Origin of the sequence: Edaphovirga cremea (genome assembly GCF_003332275.1) — a bacterium.
Lineage (GTDB): Bacteria > Pseudomonadota > Gammaproteobacteria > Enterobacterales > Enterobacteriaceae > Edaphovirga > Edaphovirga cremea.
The window spans coordinates 178,653-198,045 of record NZ_QOVA01000008.1 but is presented as its reverse complement, the minus strand read 5'-3'; the positions used below and the strand labels follow the sequence as shown (position 1 = coordinate 198,045).

General features: G+C 53.1%; 18 protein-coding genes. All 18 read right to left on the bottom strand.

Annotated features, from left to right (window positions below; genetic code table 11):
* Positions 1–18: 18 nt before the first annotated feature.
* The 18 genes from DRI82_RS13465 to hypB all read right to left on the bottom strand — a co-directional run bounded on the left by DRI82_RS13465 (position 19) and on the right by hypB (position 19,388).
* On the bottom strand, positions 19–792 hold the full coding sequence (locus tag DRI82_RS13465) for a fimbrial biogenesis chaperone (protein ID WP_114194427.1): 774 nt from the start codon (positions 790–792) through the stop codon (positions 19–21).
* Complete coding sequence (locus DRI82_RS13460) at positions 789–1,514, bottom strand: fimbrial biogenesis chaperone (RefSeq protein ID WP_245956837.1); 726 nt, start codon at positions 1,512–1,514, stop codon at positions 789–791. Before DRI82_RS13460 ends, DRI82_RS13465 begins: the two co-directional genes overlap by 4 nt.
* 7 nt (positions 1,515–1,521) lie before the next feature.
* The gene (locus tag DRI82_RS13455) at positions 1,522–2,091 is read right to left on the bottom strand and encodes a fimbrial protein (protein WP_114194426.1); all 570 of its coding nucleotides are present in this window, start codon (positions 2,089–2,091) and stop codon (positions 1,522–1,524) included.
* On the bottom strand, positions 2,066–2,782 hold the full coding sequence (locus DRI82_RS13450; protein ID WP_114194425.1) for a fimbrial biogenesis chaperone: 717 nt from the start codon (positions 2,780–2,782) through the stop codon (positions 2,066–2,068). The genes DRI82_RS13455 and DRI82_RS13450 overlap by 26 nt, the downstream gene beginning before the upstream one ends.
* 58 nt (positions 2,783–2,840) lie before the next feature.
* Positions 2,841–3,398 carry a fimbrial protein gene (locus DRI82_RS13445; RefSeq protein ID WP_245956836.1) on the bottom strand — a complete coding sequence of 186 codons (558 nt, stop codon included), beginning with the start codon at positions 3,396–3,398 and terminating at the stop codon, positions 2,841–2,843.
* 792 nt (positions 3,399–4,190) lie between these two features.
* Positions 4,191–5,432, bottom strand: coding sequence for a hypothetical protein (locus DRI82_RS13440; RefSeq protein ID WP_114194424.1), 1,242 nt, complete (start codon positions 5,430–5,432; stop codon positions 4,191–4,193).
* Between the two features lie 384 nt (positions 5,433–5,816).
* Positions 5,817–6,791: a hypothetical protein gene (locus DRI82_RS13435; RefSeq protein WP_245956835.1), complete on the bottom strand. Its 975-nt coding sequence runs from the start codon at positions 6,789–6,791 to the stop codon at positions 5,817–5,819.
* A gap of 106 nt (positions 6,792–6,897) precedes the next feature.
* On the bottom strand, positions 6,898–7,950 hold the full coding sequence (locus DRI82_RS13430; RefSeq protein ID WP_114194423.1) for a porin: 1,053 nt from the start codon (positions 7,948–7,950) through the stop codon (positions 6,898–6,900).
* A 479-nt stretch (positions 7,951–8,429) separates the two neighbouring features.
* A complete protein-coding gene (locus DRI82_RS13425) occupies positions 8,430–9,023 on the bottom strand; it encodes an ABC transporter ATP-binding protein (protein ID WP_114194422.1) in 594 nt (197 codons plus the stop codon).
* Positions 9,013–9,954, bottom strand: a complete 942-nt coding sequence (locus DRI82_RS13420) for an oligopeptide/dipeptide ABC transporter ATP-binding protein (RefSeq protein ID WP_114194457.1) — start codon at positions 9,952–9,954, stop codon at positions 9,013–9,015. The genes DRI82_RS13425 and DRI82_RS13420 overlap by 11 nt, the downstream gene beginning before the upstream one ends.
* 5 nt (positions 9,955–9,959) lie before the next feature.
* Positions 9,960–10,829, bottom strand: coding sequence for an ABC transporter permease (locus tag DRI82_RS13415; RefSeq protein ID WP_211317660.1), 870 nt, complete (start codon positions 10,827–10,829; stop codon positions 9,960–9,962).
* On the bottom strand, positions 10,816–11,838 hold the full coding sequence (locus tag DRI82_RS13410) for an ABC transporter permease (protein ID WP_211317659.1): 1,023 nt from the start codon (positions 11,836–11,838) through the stop codon (positions 10,816–10,818). The genes DRI82_RS13415 and DRI82_RS13410 overlap by 14 nt, the downstream gene beginning before the upstream one ends.
* A complete protein-coding gene (locus tag DRI82_RS13405) occupies positions 11,838–13,454 on the bottom strand; it encodes an ABC transporter substrate-binding protein (protein ID WP_211317658.1) in 1,617 nt (538 codons plus the stop codon). Before DRI82_RS13405 ends, DRI82_RS13410 begins: the two co-directional genes overlap by 1 nt.
* A complete protein-coding gene (hypF, locus tag DRI82_RS13400) occupies positions 13,447–15,747 on the bottom strand; it encodes a carbamoyltransferase HypF (RefSeq protein WP_114194421.1) in 2,301 nt (766 codons plus the stop codon). Before hypF ends, DRI82_RS13405 begins: the two co-directional genes overlap by 8 nt.
* A 46-nt stretch (positions 15,748–15,793) precedes the next feature.
* On the bottom strand, positions 15,794–16,819 hold the full coding sequence (gene hypE / locus DRI82_RS13395; protein WP_114194420.1) for a hydrogenase expression/formation protein HypE: 1,026 nt from the start codon (positions 16,817–16,819) through the stop codon (positions 15,794–15,796).
* A complete protein-coding gene (gene hypD / locus DRI82_RS13390) occupies positions 16,820–17,935 on the bottom strand; it encodes a hydrogenase formation protein HypD (protein WP_114194419.1) in 1,116 nt (371 codons plus the stop codon).
* Between the two features lie 2 nt (positions 17,936–17,937).
* Entirely contained in the window at positions 17,938–18,213 is a 276-nt protein-coding gene (gene hybG, locus DRI82_RS13385; protein WP_114194418.1) for a hydrogenase maturation factor HybG, read from the bottom strand.
* The gene (gene hypB, locus DRI82_RS13380) at positions 18,204–19,388 is read right to left on the bottom strand and encodes a hydrogenase nickel incorporation protein HypB (protein ID WP_114194417.1); all 1,185 of its coding nucleotides are present in this window, start codon (positions 19,386–19,388) and stop codon (positions 18,204–18,206) included. Before hypB ends, hybG begins: the two co-directional genes overlap by 10 nt.
* Positions 19,389–19,393: the final 5 nt, after the last annotated feature.

Sequence of the window (19,393 nt, the reverse complement as noted above, 5' to 3'; positions counted from 1 at the left end):
TGAGCCGTTTTAAAAGAACTACAAAGGGCGCTCCTCAACTGGCGTATCCCAGCCATCTTCATCAATCAGTTGCCAGGCCACGCTGGCCGAATTACCGGCTGGCAGGACGTAGCTCTGCTGCCCTTTGGGCGGCACCATCAGGCGCAGTTGCTCCTTGTCGAGCGCATGTTCACCCACTATCAAGCGGGAAAAGGTCAGCCAATAGGGGGTAGGGTTGCTGGCGATCAATCGGTTCCCTTCACGCCGGAAACGCAGTTGCGTGGCTACATCAGCCACCGCTCGCCTGGCAAGTCCTTGCGGGCGATAAAACACTTTGAGGTTATTGACCAGCGTCAGCACCATCGTCCCGGTCTGTCCGGTCTTGTCGGAAGGGTCCTGCGCGGGAATAGCCTTCATCGAGATAAAGAACACCGACTCACGGTCTGCCGGTAACGGCTCGCCATTGCGGCGGATGCGCAGTGTCAGTTCACCCTTTGCCTCCAGACGCGCCAAAGGTGGGGTGACGATAAGCGGCATGGTCGGGAGTCCTGTCGTGGTCAGATCCACGTTGCCGGTCGCCATCTCGACGGGACGTATCCAGGACTGCATCAGAAATGGCCCCGACGTTTTGTTGTAGGCTGTCAGGGTGACGCCCTTTTTTTCACCCTCGGGATAAACCACCCGCAGCACATAAAAAGTGATGCCCGCGGGTTCAACAGCAGGCATCCGGGCAAGGACCAGACTGAAATTGGCCGTTAACATACATAATGCCAACGCGACCAGGGGAGAGAAAACGAAAGAACTCAGGCTCATAGTGTTTCCTGTATAGATGAAACCGTCTGCTGACACTGAACGGATAAACCACCGTAATCGGTGATGGTCTGCCATTCTGCCGATGTCACTGCACCCGCCGATGAATAGGTCTGCGCGCTCAACGGAGCCAGCATGTCGGGCTCGGTGTTCAGGTTGACCGCGACGCGATTGAGCGACAATTTTGCCAACGTCTGAAAATAAGGGGTGGGGTTGTCGATGCGGATCCCCTGCGGTGTCCGGCTAATACGCAGGCTGCAAGCCTTCTCCTCGGGATCCATCACCAATCCTGCCGGGCGATAAAACAGCTTGAGCATAAAACGCACACCCATGGATAACTGTACGGGGGCGTTTTCCTTGTCTGCCTTGGCGGGAATGGCCAAAATCGTAATGTAAAACAGCGACTCCCTGTCAGCTGGCAAGGATGCCTCCTGTGACACAATGCGTAATAGTTGACGGCTGTCAGACTTAAGTGGAAACAGCGGTGGCGTCACAATGAAAGGCGCGGGCGCAGTATCGTCGGGTGAACGCTGCACGCGACTCTGAATCAGGAAGGTTTGGCTCCCGGTGTTTTTCACCGTCATTGTTTGCGCCTTGTCCGTGGAGAGAAAAACCACCCGGGTTTGCCCCAGGCTGACACCGCCACTTTCAGCGGCCAGCGCAACGAACGGCAATATCAACAGGTTCGCCATGGCAACGGGCATCAGATTACGCAAAAAAGACATCTCCACCTCAACGATAAGCGAGGTTAAACAGAACCCGCGCTGTCAGTGTTCCCGCGCCCAATTGCGCACTGGCACACCCGCTACTGCCGCCGCAGGTGACCCCGGCATAAAACGTGAGATTCTGGTTGAGTGGATCGACCCCCACGCCCGCCAACGGGATGCCATCACCGTTTTTTATTTCGGTATCGCTGTAGCTGGGAGGGGTGCTTTTATTCACCAGCATAACGCCCACACCAGAGGCAGAAGAGTCGCCGCTGCGAAACAGCCATTTACTGTCCCGGGTTATTCCATCACCGCTGACGTTGACCACCGGGGTCAAACTGGCGTCGGTTCCGCTGCAATCCTGAACGATTAAGGTAAAGGGTCTGGTCACCAGCAGGGTCGCGGGCTGCAGTTGTGACAGCGACAGACTTCCCAGCACCAGCGTGCTTTTGTCCAGACTGAAAGTGCACGTGCCCGGTGTGAGCGTGGCGGAGAAGTTGAGCACCAGCGCCTGTAACGGATTAACGATCACCGCAGACAGGCACAGCACGCCCAGCAAAAAAAAAGCCTTACGGCAGTTCACGACTGAACGCATTGATGCCTCCCTCGTCATTAATGGTCTGCCACTTCACGGGACCCCGCAGGGCGGTGGCCGGATAAGTGTGCGAACCGAACGGCATCAGCATCAGCGCCTCGGAGGTGTCCAGCCTGAGTTTCTTGCCCCCCACGCTAATGCTGGCGAAGCTGACAAAATAGGGCGAAGGATTACTGACCTGAAGTCCCCCTTGAGCCCGCGAGAACTGCAAGTCCTGCTGCGCGGCGGTCGATGATGAAGGCAGGTCGGCAGGACGATAGAAAAGCTTGATAATATTGCCCACGCCAAATTGGGCAGTCCCATGCACCCCGCCGCCCTGATTGCCTGACGTTGGCGCGGTACTGGCCGGAATGGCACTGGCCTGAAAATAGAATACTGATTCACGGTCTGCTGGCAGTCGGCCTCCCTGTATAGCAATGCGCACCTGATTGACGCTGCCCGGTTCCAGACGAAATAACGGCGGCGTGACCAGAAAGGGGGCGGAGACATGCCCGCTCTGCGCGCAACTCACCCCGACCTGCACCAAATAGGGGGCGGTGGTCAGGGTATTACGCAACGTAACACTGATACTGCGCGCCTCCTGCGGATAAATCAGTCGGGTGGCATTGATACCAAAACCGCTGGCCTGCACCAGAACGGGGGTCGCCAGCAAAGCGATCAGCACGGAAAACAGCGAAACAAAACTGGGCATCCAACCCCTCCTGAGCAGCAAAAAAGGCGAGCCTAGGCCCGCCTGCGAAGGAAGAAAATCAGTTGTAGGCAAAGCTGAACAGGATAGGCGCGTTCACTGCACCAATATTGACGCCGTTAGCGGTGGCATTAGACGCCAAACCGGCCTGTAAACTCAGGGATTTGCCGTTAAAGTCGCCAGCTTCCGGGGTTAAACCCGCCGTTGCCAACAACAGTTTGTCACCGTTGCTGATATAAGTCGTTGGCGTGGCAATCTGGCTCAACATCACACCGGTGTTTGTGCCGGTGCTGTTAAACATGTTGGCGTTTCCCCCCAGGGTCTGGCCAGTGACCACCAGGTTGGCAGTATCGTTTGCAGCTAAAGGGGCCTGACAGTTATTGACACCTACTGTGAACTGTTTCTGGCTGGCAGCAACAGGTGTCGCCACGGCGGTAAACTGCGCAGGGGTGTAGTTACCCAGATCCAGGTTATTGGTGGACAGGCTGACGTCGCAGGTAGCAGCAACCACGGTACCCGTAATCGTGATTTGGGCGTTGGAGGCTGCGTAAGCACCCCCGGTCACAGCAAGAAGTAACAGCGCAACCGGAGTAAGAGTGGGAAGAGTTTTGCGCATCATATTTCCTCATTTAGATAGATCATGATATTTCCGATTTTCCGGAAAGTTTGTGGCATAAATAAACCACGAACTACATGCATAACATCCATCAACCCCGAAGGAGTATTTTAATGAGAACTATTTTCGGAAAAACAACATTTCACAAAAATAGGAAACTACTTATCTTTACCTTCGGTTTTTATTCATTTTAATCGCCCATAGAATATCTAACGCCATGAGAATCACCTTGGATTTTCAATGGGTGACGCCTATTATTCAGAACGCGCCTATAGATATTTTATCTTTAAAAACATCACCTTGCATAATCACCTTCTTATTAACTCCGTGATGGATAGCTCATTTTACATTGTTATATAAAAAGGACTTTCAGAAAATACACTTAATTAGAAATGACTATTGGAAAAGATCGTTCATTACTATCAATAGGGTGAACGTTATAAAATGAATTATGCGAAATCCCCCTAAGATGTTTCCAATATTACTTGATGACCCATCAAAAGTTAAATTATTTATAACTTGCAATGAATTATTTTCCACAGGAAAAGCAAATAAACACCCCCACTGCAAGTGAACTGCACCCCAAAAGCGGTGGTTATAGATCTTTTTACCCGTAACGTGGGGCGCTGATCGATGACGCGCGAACTGGCACTGGTGCGTATGTATTGACGTGTTTTACAATCGTACCCGGCGCCACAGTCATCTGGGGGGCGTCAGCCCAGAGGCCTTCGAAAAGGCCTCACCGTGAGGACAGAAAATGTCTAGCGGTATGGGGCACTCCATTTCACAATGACATTATTCTCTTGGCCAAGATTGATCGGATACTACCGCACCAATTTTGCCATTCAAAAAATCATCCTGAGTATCCCCAAACAACTCAGGCAAAAATATGCCCAATTCGTCAACAGTGACAGGCTGATTATGTTCTGGTGACAAATAGCATACTGCATTTTGTGGGTTCCCCTTCCAATCAGATGCCGGATCCCGATACCTAATCACAATCGCATGGTTCGGATCTCCTAACAGATAACCTTTATAATTACCCCATGTCATAACAGGTGGTGTTCTTGGAGGGGTACCTTGATCTATCACTTGCTGTTGAGTAAATGAAGTTGGGGCAAAGAAGACATAGGCATAACCATCATTATCAACATATTCATTTAGCATCCGACTGCTAACCGTCCAAAAATCAAGGAGGGGATCGACGCTGGTTGTAGATTCAATATTTGCACCCACACTCACTTGCCTGCATTGGTAGCAGCCGAATGTTAAATCAGGCGTGGCACTTCCAATAAACGTTGTTGGCATCTTAATCCTTAAAATTAGCACTTGCTGGTTTTCTGGATCATCTTTAGTTGCTGAAAGATATCCTTTACTGCATCCATCAGAGGCCATTTCATCAGAGAATCCCATAGCAGAACGTTCAGCATCGGCACGGAAAAACAATATCTCACCCTCTCGCTTTCCCACGTTAATAGAGCATTGATTATGGGAAGAAAGTGGCGACATTTCTTTTTTGTTACTATCCCATTCAGACTCAGTATAATATATTACACTTGGATTACCTTCTATATATGGATTTGAATCACAGGGGATGGATTTCATTTCCCTATCCAACATTTCATACTGGAATCGACCTTCAGCACCAAAATCAAGCCCCAAGTAAACGGTAATACTAAAATATCCCGCAATTTGATAATTACCCGTAACAATTAATTTGGCATCATAAGGAAGGGCATTGAATGACTGCTGGTAATACTGAGAATGTTGATCAAATCCCCCTTGGCTTTGACCATTAATATAGTCTTCCTGATTAAATCCATCAGGCTCTACCTTGGAGACGCTGTTTGCCGAGAACCAGAGAGCAAGTTCGATGACGTCACCATCCAGAATAACGTGAGGCGGAGTAACAGGCTGTTGCCATCCATCGAGAGAACCATCCCCCCAGACATCATAAAAGCGTGCAACAATAATACCTCGCTGTCCCGCTGGAATGGTAAATTCAGATTTATATTCTGGTGTCATAATGTTATTCATAAATTATCCTTGGTGATTAATGGAAAGTTTTTTCATTCGATGAAATATAATTCTTCCATAAATCCCATGCAGACAATCGTGAATTTTTTGAAGAAATAGCACGCATTGATTGCATTTTCGGTTTTATCCTTAAAGTACCGAACTTTCACTCCCGAAAAACAATAGGTACTCTTAGCTCATTCATGAGTGTTAATTGAACGCTTATATGATTTTTTCAGCTCAGAATAAACATGAAATAAAAGATAATTTATAAAAAACCATGGTGGAAATTAAAAACAAAATAAATCATTAAGGAGCATAAAAGGGAAACACCGCCATGTTTCCCTTTTTACTTTTGGAGGGTATCAACGCATTAACAATGAAGAATGATTCGATTTCCTGGGACTAATTCACTTCACCTGTGGCTTCGTCCTTATTCTTGCTCTCATCACTCCCCTCTTTCCTGGTTTCCTGTTCCTCCTGGGTTTTGAATTTTCCATGTTGTTCAAACCAGGCAAATTGTTCTGCACCGTACGCCGACATTTTCTCACCGTTATGCCCAACGCCTTTCAATGTGGTGAATTCCCAATTGAACGGAACCTTGTAGCGCTTGGCTTTCTGCTTGGCGGTCAGGAAATAGGTTTCTGCACGGGTCAGTCTGCTATCGCCCTGGGTCATCGCGGCGTAAGAACGACGCAGCAACGGATGGTACGGATCGTTATCCTTGCTGCCCACCGTAATTAACACCGGTTGAGCAAAGTAATCGGCCAGCTGTTTTTGGGTAACGTCAACCGGGGCACCATCCAGGCCATAGGGCCATGGATTCTCGATGTCAGGCATGGTCCACCAGCCCGCCGCCGCACACATCGCCGCTTTCACCTTCGCTTCGGGAACAAACGTCAGCATCCGGTGCGCAAACTGGCAGCCCGCGCTGTTACCAAACAGATAGTACTCTTTCTGCTGGGTAATCCCTTGTTTTTGCAAGTTAGCAAACAGATCGTCGATCACCGTAAACGCCCACTCCCCGCGAGGATTGACCTTACCGGTTTTCGCGTTTACCAGATTGCCCAGATTGTAACCATCATTGCCCGGATAATCTTTCTCGCTGTAACGCGGAGCGATCACGATCAGTTTGTTCTTGGTCGCGTTCTCGACCCAGGAATCGCGATATTTGTCCGCATCACGGTTCAGACCGGCGAGAATAAAGACTACCGGGGTCTGGGCATTGGCGCCCGGCGGTTGATAGGTGAAGACCTCCATCTTTTTCTGGGTCTGTGGCACAACAAATTCAAAACTTCCGCTCCCCTGCGGTAATGAAGCCGCATGACCCAGTCCGCAGGATAATAATAATGCGCTCAATACACTTAATTTAATTTTCATGGTATTTTTCCTGATGGGTAGTTATCCTTGATGAGTAGTTATCCATGATGGAAAGTTATCCATGATGGAAAGTTATCCATGATGGGCTGCTATTCATAATGGACAGTTAGAAATCGTAACGCACGCCGAGAACCCATAAATTCTCTGGGGACTCATAATCGTCACGCTCATCGCGGATATAGGTCGTTGACAGATGAATATCCTTCTTCAACTTATACTCTGCTTCTATCAACCATTGTTTCCGGTGGGCGTAGTCGTCGTTTTCTTTCTCGATCAGTTGTGAATAACCACCGCGCAAGGCGACTTGTTTGGTGAACCAATATTCTGCCAACGTATCCAATGCATCATATTTTCGATCGGACGCATTCAACCGTTCATATTTCTGCTTACCTACGTTCACCCCTAAATAGGCTTTATCATAGCTAACACGAACACCGACACCTTCCTGGATATAATCGGTATAATTACCCGACAAGGTGGTGTTTTTAGGATCTTTGGTTAACTTCTGCCAGGCAATAACCGGTTTAATCGTCAATGCCTTATCAAAAAGTGTGGTTTTAATGGTGTAACCAAGGCTTCCCATATAGCCGTTATCAACGGTACTGTCACCCGCGCCATTACCCATCAGGTAGGCCGCGCGCAAGTCCACGTTGTGCCCCAGATATTCATACTGGATGGTGCCATCCTGACGGTTCCACTGGTAGGAGGAATCGATACGGGTCCCAACCCAGTTGGAGTAGACGTTGGAAGTAAAATTCATGTAGCGATCGGTGATACTCATCCATTGATACATGGGGTTACGCGTTCTCCCGATCATGGCTTTACCGTATTTATTCGCCTCGACACCGGCATAGGCGTAGCGAATTTTCCAGGTATCATCAGAGGATTCAGTATCATTTTTTTGCGTATTCACCTGCCATTCCATCTTACCCAGCACGGTAAATGTATCATCTATTTTTTGCTGTGCGTCGACGCCTAAACGCCCGGTAAGATTCGCTGCACTGTTATGCTCGGTGGTCCATTCATTGCCTATTTTTGCTTCCACGCGGCCATAAAGATCCAGCTTGGTACCTTCTTTATTGCTATATACCGTCGCTGCCTCAGCAAAGCCCGTCATAATTAATGAAGGGACGAGAACCGGTAATAATATCTTTTTCATGGACTATTCCTTTGAGGTAAACATTCCCGCACCTCTTTTTGTAGAGGTGTTTTTATACACACGATTCTTTCGATCACTGCTTTACTTTATTTTTTTCAATATAATCCCCGACGAAAGATAAAATCGTCAAAAATATATCATGAGACAGAAAAGAGTGATCTCCTTAAAAAACACGACAACGATTTCATTGCCATTTATTTATTGAAGAAATCAAACTTACCCCACTGCTTTTACGGATAGTACATTCAGAGGAATACCATTTGAAAAGGGAATCAAAAATTCCCATGACGAATTTGTGAGCAATCACACATGAAAGGAATTTATTATGCGTTTAAGAAGGGGATATAAATTTTTTTCTCGGAAAATTCTGTAAAAAAATAACGATCGCCATCAAATTTTTATGCAACTACACTCTGCTGGCATTTACGAATAGTCTTGTTTTGCTATTTAACGTCCATGCGTTATCCTTTAATGCGCGGTTAAAGAGAGATAACGCGTTCGCATAAACGCTCACTCAGCGCCCTATTGTGTGTTACGACCAACACCCCCATCCCTCTTTGCTCGGCGACCGTCATGATCCACCGCCACAGCTGCGCCTGAGTGATCACATCCAGCATGGTTGAAATCTCATCGGCTATCAGAATCCGCGTTTGCGGACTCAGGGCGCGGGCGATGCAAATGCGCTGCAATTCACCCGCAGAAAGCTCGTTCGGCCAGCGATCCAGCCAGGCGGGTTCAATCCCCAACGACAGCAACGTCTGCTCGTCGCATTCCCAGCCCTCATTTAGGGTATCGCGCAAGCGCCAACGCGGGTTCACTGCCTGTTCAGGATGCTGATAGATCAATTGAACCGGGCGGTAACCCTGGGTCGGCAACGGCGTGCCATTCCACAGAATCTCCCCGCGATGCGGCGTCAGCATACCGGCCAGCATTTTACACAGTGTCGACTTGCCGCAGCCAGATGCACCGACCAACGCCACGCGCTCCCCGCAACGGATACTGAGATCAAAATCATCGATCACGGATGCGCGATGTTCGTAACCAAAACCCAGCCCGCGTGCCTCAAGTTGCATGTAAACACCTCACCAGCCCCTGACGCAGCGGACGCAAAGAAACCGACGCATAGTGGCACTGTGTCGAGCGTTGGGAACAGCGTGGAGCAAAGAGACACCCTTGCGGGTGTTGTCCGGCACAAGGCTGTACGCCCGGCAACGGCATAAAACCATTCTGCGGTAACGCCGCGATCATTGCCTTGCTGTATGGGTGGCGCAACGCCTCTGCTCCCGCCTCGAAATCCTGGCGCGGTGCCAGTTCCAGAATAGTGCCCGCATAAAATACAGCAATGTTATCAGCGACCTGCATCGCCAAATCCAGATCATGGGTAATGAGGATCACTCCGCGCCCTTCGTCAGCCAAGCGACGAAAATTCTGCATCACCTCCAGCGCCATTTCATGGCTCAGACCGGGCGTAGGCTCATCGGCAATCACCAGTTCGGCATTCTCAATCAACGCAGTGGCAAACAGCACGCGGCGCGCCATGCCACCCGACAGGGCAAAAGGATACAGGTTAGCGACATCCGGCCCGAGTCCGTACTGTTCGAACACTGCCTGTTGCGCCGCCTCACTGCCGCGAATACCGCGCACCTGTTTGCCTACTTTCATCATCGGATCGAGGTATTGCACCGACTGCGGTACCAGCGCTATTTTTTCACCGCGTAACGCCCGTAACGTCGACGATGACAGAGGCTCACCCTGATAGTGCAGCGCACCACTCACCGTCGCATTATGCGGTAACAACCCCAGCACGGCATGGGCGAGAAGGCTTTTACCGGAACCGCTGGAGCCAACAATAGCCAGCATTTCCCCTGCTTTCACCGTCAGACTGAGATCGTCGATCACCCGGGTCGTGCGTTGTTGCAACCCTTTTTCGTACTGTAGGAAATCAATCGACAGGTGCTCAATGGATAACAGCGGCACATCGTGATTCTGGGAACGTGTTTTCATCAGCATCACCTATGCGCGCTGCGCGGATCGGTCAGCAGGCGGACATTGCTGCCGAGGGCATTAAACAGCAGGACAACCATCAGCAGCGCCAGCCCAGGAAACAGCGCCAGCCACCACATGCCGGTTGCAAGATGCTTCATGGATTCCGCGAGGATTGAGCCAACGGCGGGCATATCCAGCGGCACACCAAATCCGACAAACGTAATCGCCGCTTCATGCAGGATGGCATGGGGGAACATCAGAATCAGACCGACGATGCATTGCGGAAGTATCTGAGGGAATATGTGTTTCCTCGCCACCCAAAAGCGGCCACGCCCCAGCCCACGCGAGATGTGGACGTAGGGAGCAGAAAGGATCTGCATGACCTCTGCGCGGATAATGCGGGTCAGCGGGGGCCAGTGGGTGACCGCGACGGCGATGGCGACCCCTTTTATTCCCCCGCCAAGCATGAAGGAGATCAGGATCAGTTGCAGCAGGTGCGGGATCCCCATGGAGAGATCGACCAGCCAATTGACCAAGCGGTCAACGCCGCGACCCAGCGTCGCCGCCAGAATTCCCAGGGTGATCGCAATGGTCGCGCTGACCAGCGACGCCGCAAAACCGATCTGCATACTCACTGACAACCCTTTCAGGGTGCGGGCAAACATATCACGCCCCATAAAATCGGTGCCAAACAGATGGGAAAGTGAGGGCCATAACTTCTTGGCGGCATAGTTCGGCGCATAGTCATCTGCATTCATCAAACCGCCGACGATCACCACCGTCGCCAATACCAGTAACGTTAAGGCGATCAATCCCAGCGTGCGCGTGCGCAGATTTATCCGCAACATGTCACGCCGGACTTTGGCGATACCGGGCAGGCTAATGAGTGACATCGCGCCTCCCCTGAGAAATTCGTGGATCCACCAGCCCGTAAATCACGTTGGCCAGCAGATTGCCGGTAAATACAAACAGTGCGCTGAACAACGTCACGCCCAGCAGCAGAGGAATATCGCCTTTCAAACCTGCCAGCGTGGCGGCACTGCCCAGCCCAGGATAAGAAAATACCTGCTCAGCCAGAATACTGCCGCCGAACAGCTCCGAAAAAGAGGCAAACTGTAACGTGATCGCCGGTAGCGCGATATTTCTCAGCCCGTGGCGCATGACTGACCGCCACCGCGATTCCCCCCGCGCCCAGGCAAATAGCATGTAATCACTGTTCAGCGCCGAGATCATTTTTTCCCGCGTATGCAGCGTAATGTTGGCGATGCCCCCCACGCTCAGTACCAGCGCCGGTAACACTAAATGGTATAACCGATCACCCCATGTCACCTCGGACGCCAATTTACCGGCGGGAACCGCCATCCCCATGGGAAACCATTGCAGGCTGACCGAAAAAATCATCAGGGCCAATAGCGCCAGCCAGAAGATCGGTGCGCTCGCCAGTGCCAACGCGATGGCGTTAATCAGGCGATCCGGCCAGCGCTGGCGATAAAAACCCGAGACCACGCCAAGGGTAAATCCCAGCACGCCAGATAAAACCCATGCCGTTCCCATCAGCATCATCGACGCAGAAAACCGTTCAGCCAACACTTCACTGACCGGTTTGTGGAATATGACTGAGGTGCCCATCTCTCCTTGCAGCAAATTCCCCATCCACTTCAGGTATCGCACCGGGCCGGGATCGTTGAACCCCCAATGTTCCGCGATATTTTCTTTCTGCGCTTCACTCACTGTGGCATCGGCCCCGACATACGCCGTGACCGGATCGAAAGGTGAATAGCTGATCAGGGTAAACGTAATCAAGGTGACGGCCAGCAGCAAGCTGACCATGCGCAGCAGGCTTTGCACGATGAACCCCAGCCGACCCTTGGGGCGAATCCGGCCAGATAGAGGCAAAATCATCAAGCGTCCCATGTCCAATACTGCAAGTTGCCCACCACCGGCCAACCGTGTCCGTGTGGATGCAACCGTTGGTTGCCAAGTTTCAGTCCCTCAGCAACAAAATAGGTGTGATCGATATTTACCAGCCAAAGGAAAGGCATATCGCCCTGCTCACCATCCGGGCCGGTTTTGCCATCCCATTGGCAGCGCTGCCACTCTTCTATGGCCTTCGCATGATTGGTCGATGCCAGCGCTTTATCGATCCACGCATCCACCACCGGATTGGCGTAGTGAGAAAAATTATAGCTGCCCTGACTGTGATAACCACTGTACAGATCCTGCGGATTGTAGTCGCCGAATCCCCAACAGCAGGGTTCGTAGGCGGCTTTCTCTTTGCATTCGCTCCATGGCCGCGCCTGCGCATGCAGCAGAATACCGAGTTCACGCACGTTCTCCGCCAGTGCCAGCGCCAGGTTGTAGCGCTGTAAATCGTCGGTACGGGCGTTGAAGGTGATTTCGGCGCGCAGGCCATTCTTCACCCTGACGCCATCGCTGCCACGTTGCCAGCCCGCCGCGTCGAGCAACGCGTTGGCCTCGTGGATGCGATTATCCTTGAAGTGTGTCGCCGCATTCGACCAGGGCAATTGATCCACCCGGGAAAACGCCGGGGTGCCGATGCCATTCAGCGCATTGTTGATAATCCACTGGCGATCGATACCGATATTCATTGCCTTGCGGATAGCGTGATCGCACAACACATCATTGCCGATGGGCTTACCGCTCTTATCGCTGCCGCGCGGGATAACGGGCAGGTTAAAACCGCGATTATCCACGGTACGCACGGTCAGTAATTGCATGCCTGCCACGGACTCTTTGGCGTATTCCGGATTGACCATCACCACGTCCAGTTGCCCGGATTTGGCATTGGCCAGCGCCGTCTCTTCATCAAGAAACAGCAGGGTGATTTTTTTGAAGGGCGAAGGGACGCCATAATAGTGCGGATTGGGCTCAATGATAATCTGCTGGCCTTTATCCCACTGCACCAGTTGGAAAGGTCCGCTGCCTACAGGTTCCTCGCGGTAACGGCCCGCATGATAGCGTTTGGCTGGCACGATACCGAGCTGTGCGGTCAGCGTCACAAAGGTCGACCACGGCTTATTCAGGGTAAACACCACCGTGTGGCTATCCAGCGCTTCCACGCTGCGCAGCATGGTCAGGTCGACCACCGATCCGCTGTTTTTTGCGGTCTGGTAGGTGAACACCACATCAGCGGCGGTTAATGGCGTGCCGTCAGAAAACAGCACATCCCGGCGTAATGTGTAGGTGTACGTCAGCCCGCTATCAGCGACCTGATACCCCGTCGCCAGATCGGTGATCAGGTTGATGTTGGCATCAAAATCCAGCAAGGCCGATTGGAACAGGCGATAGCCGTTAAATCCCCAGCCAGTGCAAGGGTCGAAACCGGCTTCCGGCTCGGCACCCACGGAGATCATCAGGGACTCTTTCGCGGGACGTGGCGTCTTTTTACGGGCATAAACCCACGAAAACGGTTGAGCAAATCCCGCCATTATGCCGGTGGCGACAGCGCCTTTGATCAAACTGCGTCGACGAAGGCTGAAAGCATTTTTTTTATACATTCTGGTTTTCCCGGTTCGTCAAATTGGCGGCGGCAATCAGCGCCTGACCCAACGCAATACCGCCGTCTCCAGCGGGTAAATTCACATGCTGCAAAACCTGTAATCCCTGCAATTGTTCTGTCAGTAATTGGCGCAATAACACGTTATGCATTACCCCGCCGGACAACACGATGGTGTTGACGCCAAACTGTTGTGCCGCCCGCCGGGCCAATACGGTAAAACCTTGCGCCAACGCATAATGAAAGGCGTATGCACGTTCGGCGGGTTCTGCACGATAACCCAGCCATTCTCGCCAAAAAGTCGCAAGATCAAGTTCATCCCCGAGCAGTGGCATCGTCACGGGTGGCGTATGTGGCCGACTTTGCTGCGCCAACGCCTCCAACTGACAGGCTGCGCCCCCCTCCCATCCCACATGATCAGGGGAAATATTCAACGCCGCCGCGACCGCATCAAATAACCGCCCGGCAGACGACGCCAGCGGGGCGTTGATTCCCCGGCTTATGGCGCGCGCCAGCACCTCGGCTTGCGGGCGGGGAATCGCGTGCGCCTCAGGCAACGAGGCCCAGTCAGGGACGAAACGCAGCAGATGGGCGAGCAGATTGCGCCAGGGCTGTTGTGATGCCAGATCGCCGCCGGGGAGTGCCACCGCAGGCAATCCACCCAGATGCTGGCAACGGGCGTAATCCACCAGCAGGCATTCTCCGCCCCACAGGCGGCCATCGCTGCCATATCCCAGACCGTCCAGCGCCAGCCCAATCACCGGTCCCGCATTGCGCGGCCACTGCCGTTCGGCCAGACAGGAAACAATGTGCGCGTGGTGATGAAAAACCGCCACGCAGGGAATTGCCCACTGCGCCGCGAGCGCATGGCCCATCTGATGGCTGACATACCCTGGATGCGCATCCACCACCAGTTGCTGGGGAGTGAAGTCGTACAGTGAGCGGAACAGCGCCAGCAATTGCGCCTGCTGCCGCTGGATATCCAGATCGTCCAAATCACCGAGATGCTGACTAAGAACAGCGTGGTTATCGCGCAATAGACAAAACGTATTCTTCAGATCGGCACCCAATGCCAGAATCGAAGGTTGCTGCGCAAATCCCGGCGGCAATCCCAAGGCATCAGGAACATAGCCACGGGCGCGACGGAGCATCTCCGCGCCTTGCGGGGTGAACCGCACCAGTGAATCATCCGCGCGCTGAACAATGTCACGGTTATGCATCAGCCAGAGATCGGCGATCGGCTGTAACTGATCCAACGCCTGCGCATTGCTTAATGCGGGTGGTTTGCCGCTGGCGTTGCCAGAGGTCATCACCAGAGGACGCGCAACGCGCTGCATAAGCAGGTGTTGCAACGGATTGGCGGGCAGCATGACGCCAATTTCGCTCAGTCCCGGCGCAATGGCCGAACACAACGGCGAGGATTCACGCAGCGGTACCAGAACAATCGGTGCTGCCGGGCTTTTCAGCAGCGAAATCAGCGCCGACAGGTTCGGTTTGGACACGCAGCGTTGCAGCCATTCGACGTCAGGAACCATAACCGCCAACGGTTTATCGCGGCGATGCTTGCGCTGACGCAGACGTTGCACGGCGGTCAGATTGGTGGCATCACAGGCCAGATGAAAGCCGCCGATACCTTTAATGGCAACAATCTCACCCGCCAAAAGCGCCCGTTCAGTCTGTTGCATGGCGGCTTCCCCACTCGCCAGCTCGTCGCCATGTCTGTCACATAGCCAAACGTGCGGCCCACAATCGGCACAGGCATTGGGTTGGGCATGGAAACGACGATCGCCGGGATCCTGATACTCCGCCAGGCATTGCGGGCAAAGCGGGAAATCGCGCATTGAGGTATAGGGGCGATCGTAAGGCATGGAGTGAATGACGCTGAAACGCGGACCGCAGTGGGTGCAGTTGATGAACGGATAGTGATAGCGGCGGTTATCGGCAGCGTTCAGTTCTCGCAGACAGGCATCGCACGTAGCGGCATCCGGCACCACCTGCGTATCCATCTGCCCATGACCGCTGTGAACAATAGTGAAATCCTGTGGCGGTTCCGGCCAATTGAACGGTGACGTCTCCACACTGTCGATCTGCGCCAGCGGTGGACAATCGGCGTGCAATTGCTCAAGGAAAATCGCCACATCCGGCGTTTGCCACAAATGAATGTCGACACCCGCACCATCATTACTGACATCCCCCAGCAGACCGAGACGGTGGGCTAATTGCCAGACGAAGGGTCGGAACCCCACGCCCTGCACTTTCCCTTTGATGCGTAATTGTAAACCGTTAGGATTCACTCGTTCATCCTGCTGTATGGGTATTCATTTACTGTTTGCGCGGAGGCTAGCAAATCCTGGGTAGAGGCTCAAAATGCGGAAGTTCCAATCGTCTCGACACGCCAAACATGCCACATAACCTGACCTGTCTGGCCTCGATCACTTCACCGATGGCTATCGCGTCATGCCCCAATGGATGGGCATGCAGCGCCGCCAGCACCTCGGCTTCTGCCTCGGGGGCAACAACGATCACCAATTTGCCTTCATTGGCGAAATTCAGGGCATCCAGTCCAAGCAATTCGCAGATCCCGCGTACAGCCGTTTTCATCGGCAACGCCGGTTCGTGGATCTGCATGCCGTAACCGCTGGCCTGGGAAAATTCGTGCAAAATTGCCGTCACGCCGCCGCGCGTCGCGTCGCGCATGGCGCGTACCCCGGCAATGGCGCGCAAAGGAGCAATCATCGGCGCAAGCGAGGCGCAATCGCTCATCAATTCGGATTCCAGCCCCAGCTTCTCGCGCAGATTGAGGATGGTGGCACCGTGATCGCCGAGCGTGCCGCTGACGATAATCCGGTCGCCCGGACGAAGATCGGCTGCCGCCCAACGCACGTCAGCCGGTATGACACCAATCCCCGCCGTGTTGATGAAAATCTTGTCCGCTGCGCCACGGGGTACCACTTTGGTGTCCCCGGTGACGATCTGCATCCCGGCGTCACTTGCCGCCTGGGCCATGGATTGGACAATCCGTTGCAGGTCAGCCAGCGGGAATCCTTCTTCAAGAATAAACCCGCAAGAGAGATAAAGCGGTACCGCGCCACTGACGGCGACGTCGTTGGCCGTGCCGCACACCGCCAGTTTGCCGATGTCGCCACCGGGAAAAAAGATCGGGTCGATCACGTAGCTGTCGGTGGAAAACGCCAGGCGATCGCCCAAGGCGTTCAGCAGGCTGAGTGGCAGACGCGCCTGATCTTCGCGTTCGTTGAGTGCCGGATTGGAAAAGGCATCGAGAAACAGGCTCTCTATGAGCGTCTGCATCGCTTGCCCGCCGCTGCCGTGCGCCAGCGTGATTTGTGGTTCATTTCCCTGACGCATTTATGCTGCCCCACGACGATATTGATAATAAGCAGCGCAGGCACCTTCAGAAGAGACCATCAGGGCACCAAACGCATTTTGCGGTGAACACCGGTTGCCAAACAGCGGGCAATCGGCAGGTTTACACCGTCCGGTCAGAACATCACCACAGCGTGATTGCGGATCGTCGGCCACTTTCTGTTGCAGAGGGTTAAAGCGTATTTCGGCATCGAACTGGCGATAATTCTCTGCAAGTTGCACACCTGAATTTTCGATTTCGCCAAGCCCACGCCATTCGCTGAGCGCTTTTATCGAAAATACCTCGTCCATCGCCTGTTGCGCCAGCACATTGCCCACGTCAGGCACGATGCGCCGGTACTGATTCTCCACCAGGCAACGTTCGTCACGCATTTGTTCAAGCAGCATCACTATCCCCTGCAGGATATCGAGCGGCTCAAACCCCGTGACCACCAGCGGTTTATGGAATTCATCACTGATAAAATGGTACGGCGTAGTGCCGATCACCATGCTGACGTGACCCGGTGCCAGAAAACCATCGATGCGCACATCGGGTTGCTGCAACAGGCTGCGTAACGTCGGGATGATGGTGATGTGTTGGCAGAAAACCGTGAAATTGGTGATCCCGCGCAGGCGCGCCTGTTGCAAGGTCAGCGCGGTGGCGGGCTGGGTAGTTTCAAACCCCAGCGCGAAAAAGACCACCTGGCGATCGGGATTCTGCTCCGCCATCGCCAGCGCATCCAGCGGTGAATAGACCACCCGCACATCGGCACCCTGCCGTTTCGCATCAAGTAGCGAGCCGCCGCGCCCCGGAACGCGCATCGCGTCGCCGAACGTACAGAAAATCACTTCAGGATGCGCCGCAATCTCCAGACAGGCGTCGATCCGCCCCATCGGCAGTACGCACACCGGACAACCCGGCCCATGAACGAATTCGATGTCGTCTGGCAATAACTGGTCGATGCCAAATTTGAAAATGGCATGGGTATGCCCGCCGCACACTTCCATGATTTGCAGCGGACGCCGATAGTGTGTTGGGATTTGCGGCACCAGCTCGGCAATACGCTCGAACAAGCTTTTTGCCAGCGCCGGATCGCGAAATTCATCCACAAAACGCATCGTTATCCTCCAACCCGTGAGGACTCGTGATCCAAATCCAGACCGACAGCCTGCATGCTTTGTAGCGCCGCCAACGTGTCCTGCGCTTCCTGTTCATCAAGCAAACTCATGGCAAAACCCACATGTACCAACACCCATTGTCCCAGAAGCTCGTGCGGGTCGCCTTCGCAGACCAGCCCGATATTGATCGCCCGTTTTACGCCGCACACATCAACCCAGGCCAATTGGTGAATATCGTCGCCAACTTCCACGACTTTGCCAGGAACACCTAAGCACATTGTTGAGCCTCCAGCCAACGGAACCAGTCGGCCATGCCTTCGCCGGTTGTGGCAGAAAGTTTGATCACCTGAATATCAGGATTGACCTGACGTGCAAAGGCGATGCAACTCTCAATATCGAAATCCAGATACGGCAGCAGATCGACCTTGTTGATGATCATCAGCGTCGCGGCGGCAAACATATGGGGGTATTTCAGCGGCTTGTCTTCACCTTCCGTCACCGACAGCACCGCCACCTTATGGCGCTCACCCAGATCAAATCCTGCCGGGCAGACCAGATTGCCGACGTTCTCGATAAACAACAGGCTGTTGTTTTGCAGCGGCAAGTGTTTGGTTGCATCCATAATCATCTGCGCATCAAGGTGACAGCCTTTGCCAGTATTCACCTGAATCGCGGGGACACCCGTCGCACGAATACGGTCGGCATCGTGGGTGGTTTGCTGATCGCCTTCAATAACCGCACAAGGAATTTGCGAGGCCAACTGCAATAACGTTGTCGTCAACAGCGTGGTTTTGCCCGAGCCCGGACTGGAAACCAGATTCAGCGCCAGAATATTGCGCGCCGCGAAATCCTCGCGGTTATGCGCCGCCAGATGATTGTTCTTGCCCAATACATCCATTTCAATTTGCAGCATACGGCGCTGGCTCATACCCGGTGCATGGGTGCCCGCTTCACCTTTTCCGTAGTGCAAATCCTGTTGCTGCTGGCCATTATTCTGTTGACCATTTCTTTGACCATTTTGTTGCACTTCTGGAACCTGGCGCTCCGCCAAAGGCGAGGACTCAGTGGTTTTTTCCGGTGGCAGCGTGTGGTAGTGATGATGCACGTCACCCGTGTGGTGATAATGGTGATGCACAATCGTTGTTCCGGGCGCAGACGCGATCATGGCGTGCGAATCCAGCTTTAAGCTTTTGAGTTTCTTTAAATGTTTCAGGTTCTTGAGTGGGCCGCGAACGCAGGCATGGTCATGAGCATGTGAATGGTGATGATCGTTTTCATGGCCGTGATCATGGTCATGATCGTGGCTGTGATTATGGCCATGCGAATGACTGTGATCGTGTGCATGGTGATGATCGTGCTGGTGGTCATGTGGATGCTCGTGATCAGCGTCGTGATGATCATCCACCCCTTCAATACTTCTCTCCCCGCTACCGCAACCGCAAGTCGTACACATAGGAA

Bases quoted from the DNA above. Each gene is read 5' to 3' on its own strand.
- DRI82_RS13425 (WP_114194422.1), bottom strand. From the start codon at position 9,023: ATGCAACTTGAGGCACGCGGGCTGGGTTTTGGTTACGAACATCGCGCA.
- hypE (WP_114194420.1), bottom strand. From the start codon at position 16,819: ATGCGTCAGGGAAATGAACCACAAATCACGCTGGCGCACGGCAGCGGC.
- DRI82_RS13440 (WP_114194424.1), bottom strand. From the start codon at position 5,432: ATGAATAACATTATGACACCAGAATATAAATCTGAATTTACCATTCCA.
- hypB (WP_114194417.1), bottom strand. From the start codon at position 19,388: ATGTGTACGACTTGCGGTTGCGGTAGCGGGGAGAGAAGTATTGAAGGG.
- DRI82_RS13405 (WP_211317658.1), bottom strand. From the start codon at position 13,454: ATGTATAAAAAAAATGCTTTCAGCCTTCGTCGACGCAGTTTGATCAAA.
- DRI82_RS13445 (WP_245956836.1), bottom strand. From the start codon at position 3,398: ATGATGCGCAAAACTCTTCCCACTCTTACTCCGGTTGCGCTGTTACTT.
- DRI82_RS13410 (WP_211317659.1), bottom strand. From the start codon at position 11,838: ATGATTTTGCCTCTATCTGGCCGGATTCGCCCCAAGGGTCGGCTGGGG.
- hypD (WP_114194419.1), bottom strand. From the start codon at position 17,935: ATGCGTTTTGTGGATGAATTTCGCGATCCGGCGCTGGCAAAAAGCTTG.
- DRI82_RS13415 (WP_211317660.1), bottom strand. From the start codon at position 10,829: ATGTCACTCATTAGCCTGCCCGGTATCGCCAAAGTCCGGCGTGACATG.
- DRI82_RS13455 (WP_114194426.1), bottom strand. From the start codon at position 2,091: ATGCGTTCAGTCGTGAACTGCCGTAAGGCTTTTTTTTTGCTGGGCGTG.
- DRI82_RS13420 (WP_114194457.1), bottom strand. From the start codon at position 9,954: ATGAAAACACGTTCCCAGAATCACGATGTGCCGCTGTTATCCATTGAG.
- DRI82_RS13450 (WP_114194425.1), bottom strand. From the start codon at position 2,782: ATGCCCAGTTTTGTTTCGCTGTTTTCCGTGCTGATCGCTTTGCTGGCG.
- DRI82_RS13460 (WP_245956837.1), bottom strand. From the start codon at position 1,514: ATGTCTTTTTTGCGTAATCTGATGCCCGTTGCCATGGCGAACCTGTTG.
- DRI82_RS13465 (WP_114194427.1), bottom strand. From the start codon at position 792: ATGAGCCTGAGTTCTTTCGTTTTCTCTCCCCTGGTCGCGTTGGCATTA.
- DRI82_RS13430 (WP_114194423.1), bottom strand. From the start codon at position 7,950: ATGAAAAAGATATTATTACCGGTTCTCGTCCCTTCATTAATTATGACG.
- hybG (WP_114194418.1), bottom strand. From the start codon at position 18,213: ATGTGCTTAGGTGTTCCTGGCAAAGTCGTGGAAGTTGGCGACGATATT.
- DRI82_RS13435 (WP_245956835.1), bottom strand. From the start codon at position 6,791: ATGAAAATTAAATTAAGTGTATTGAGCGCATTATTATTATCCTGCGGA.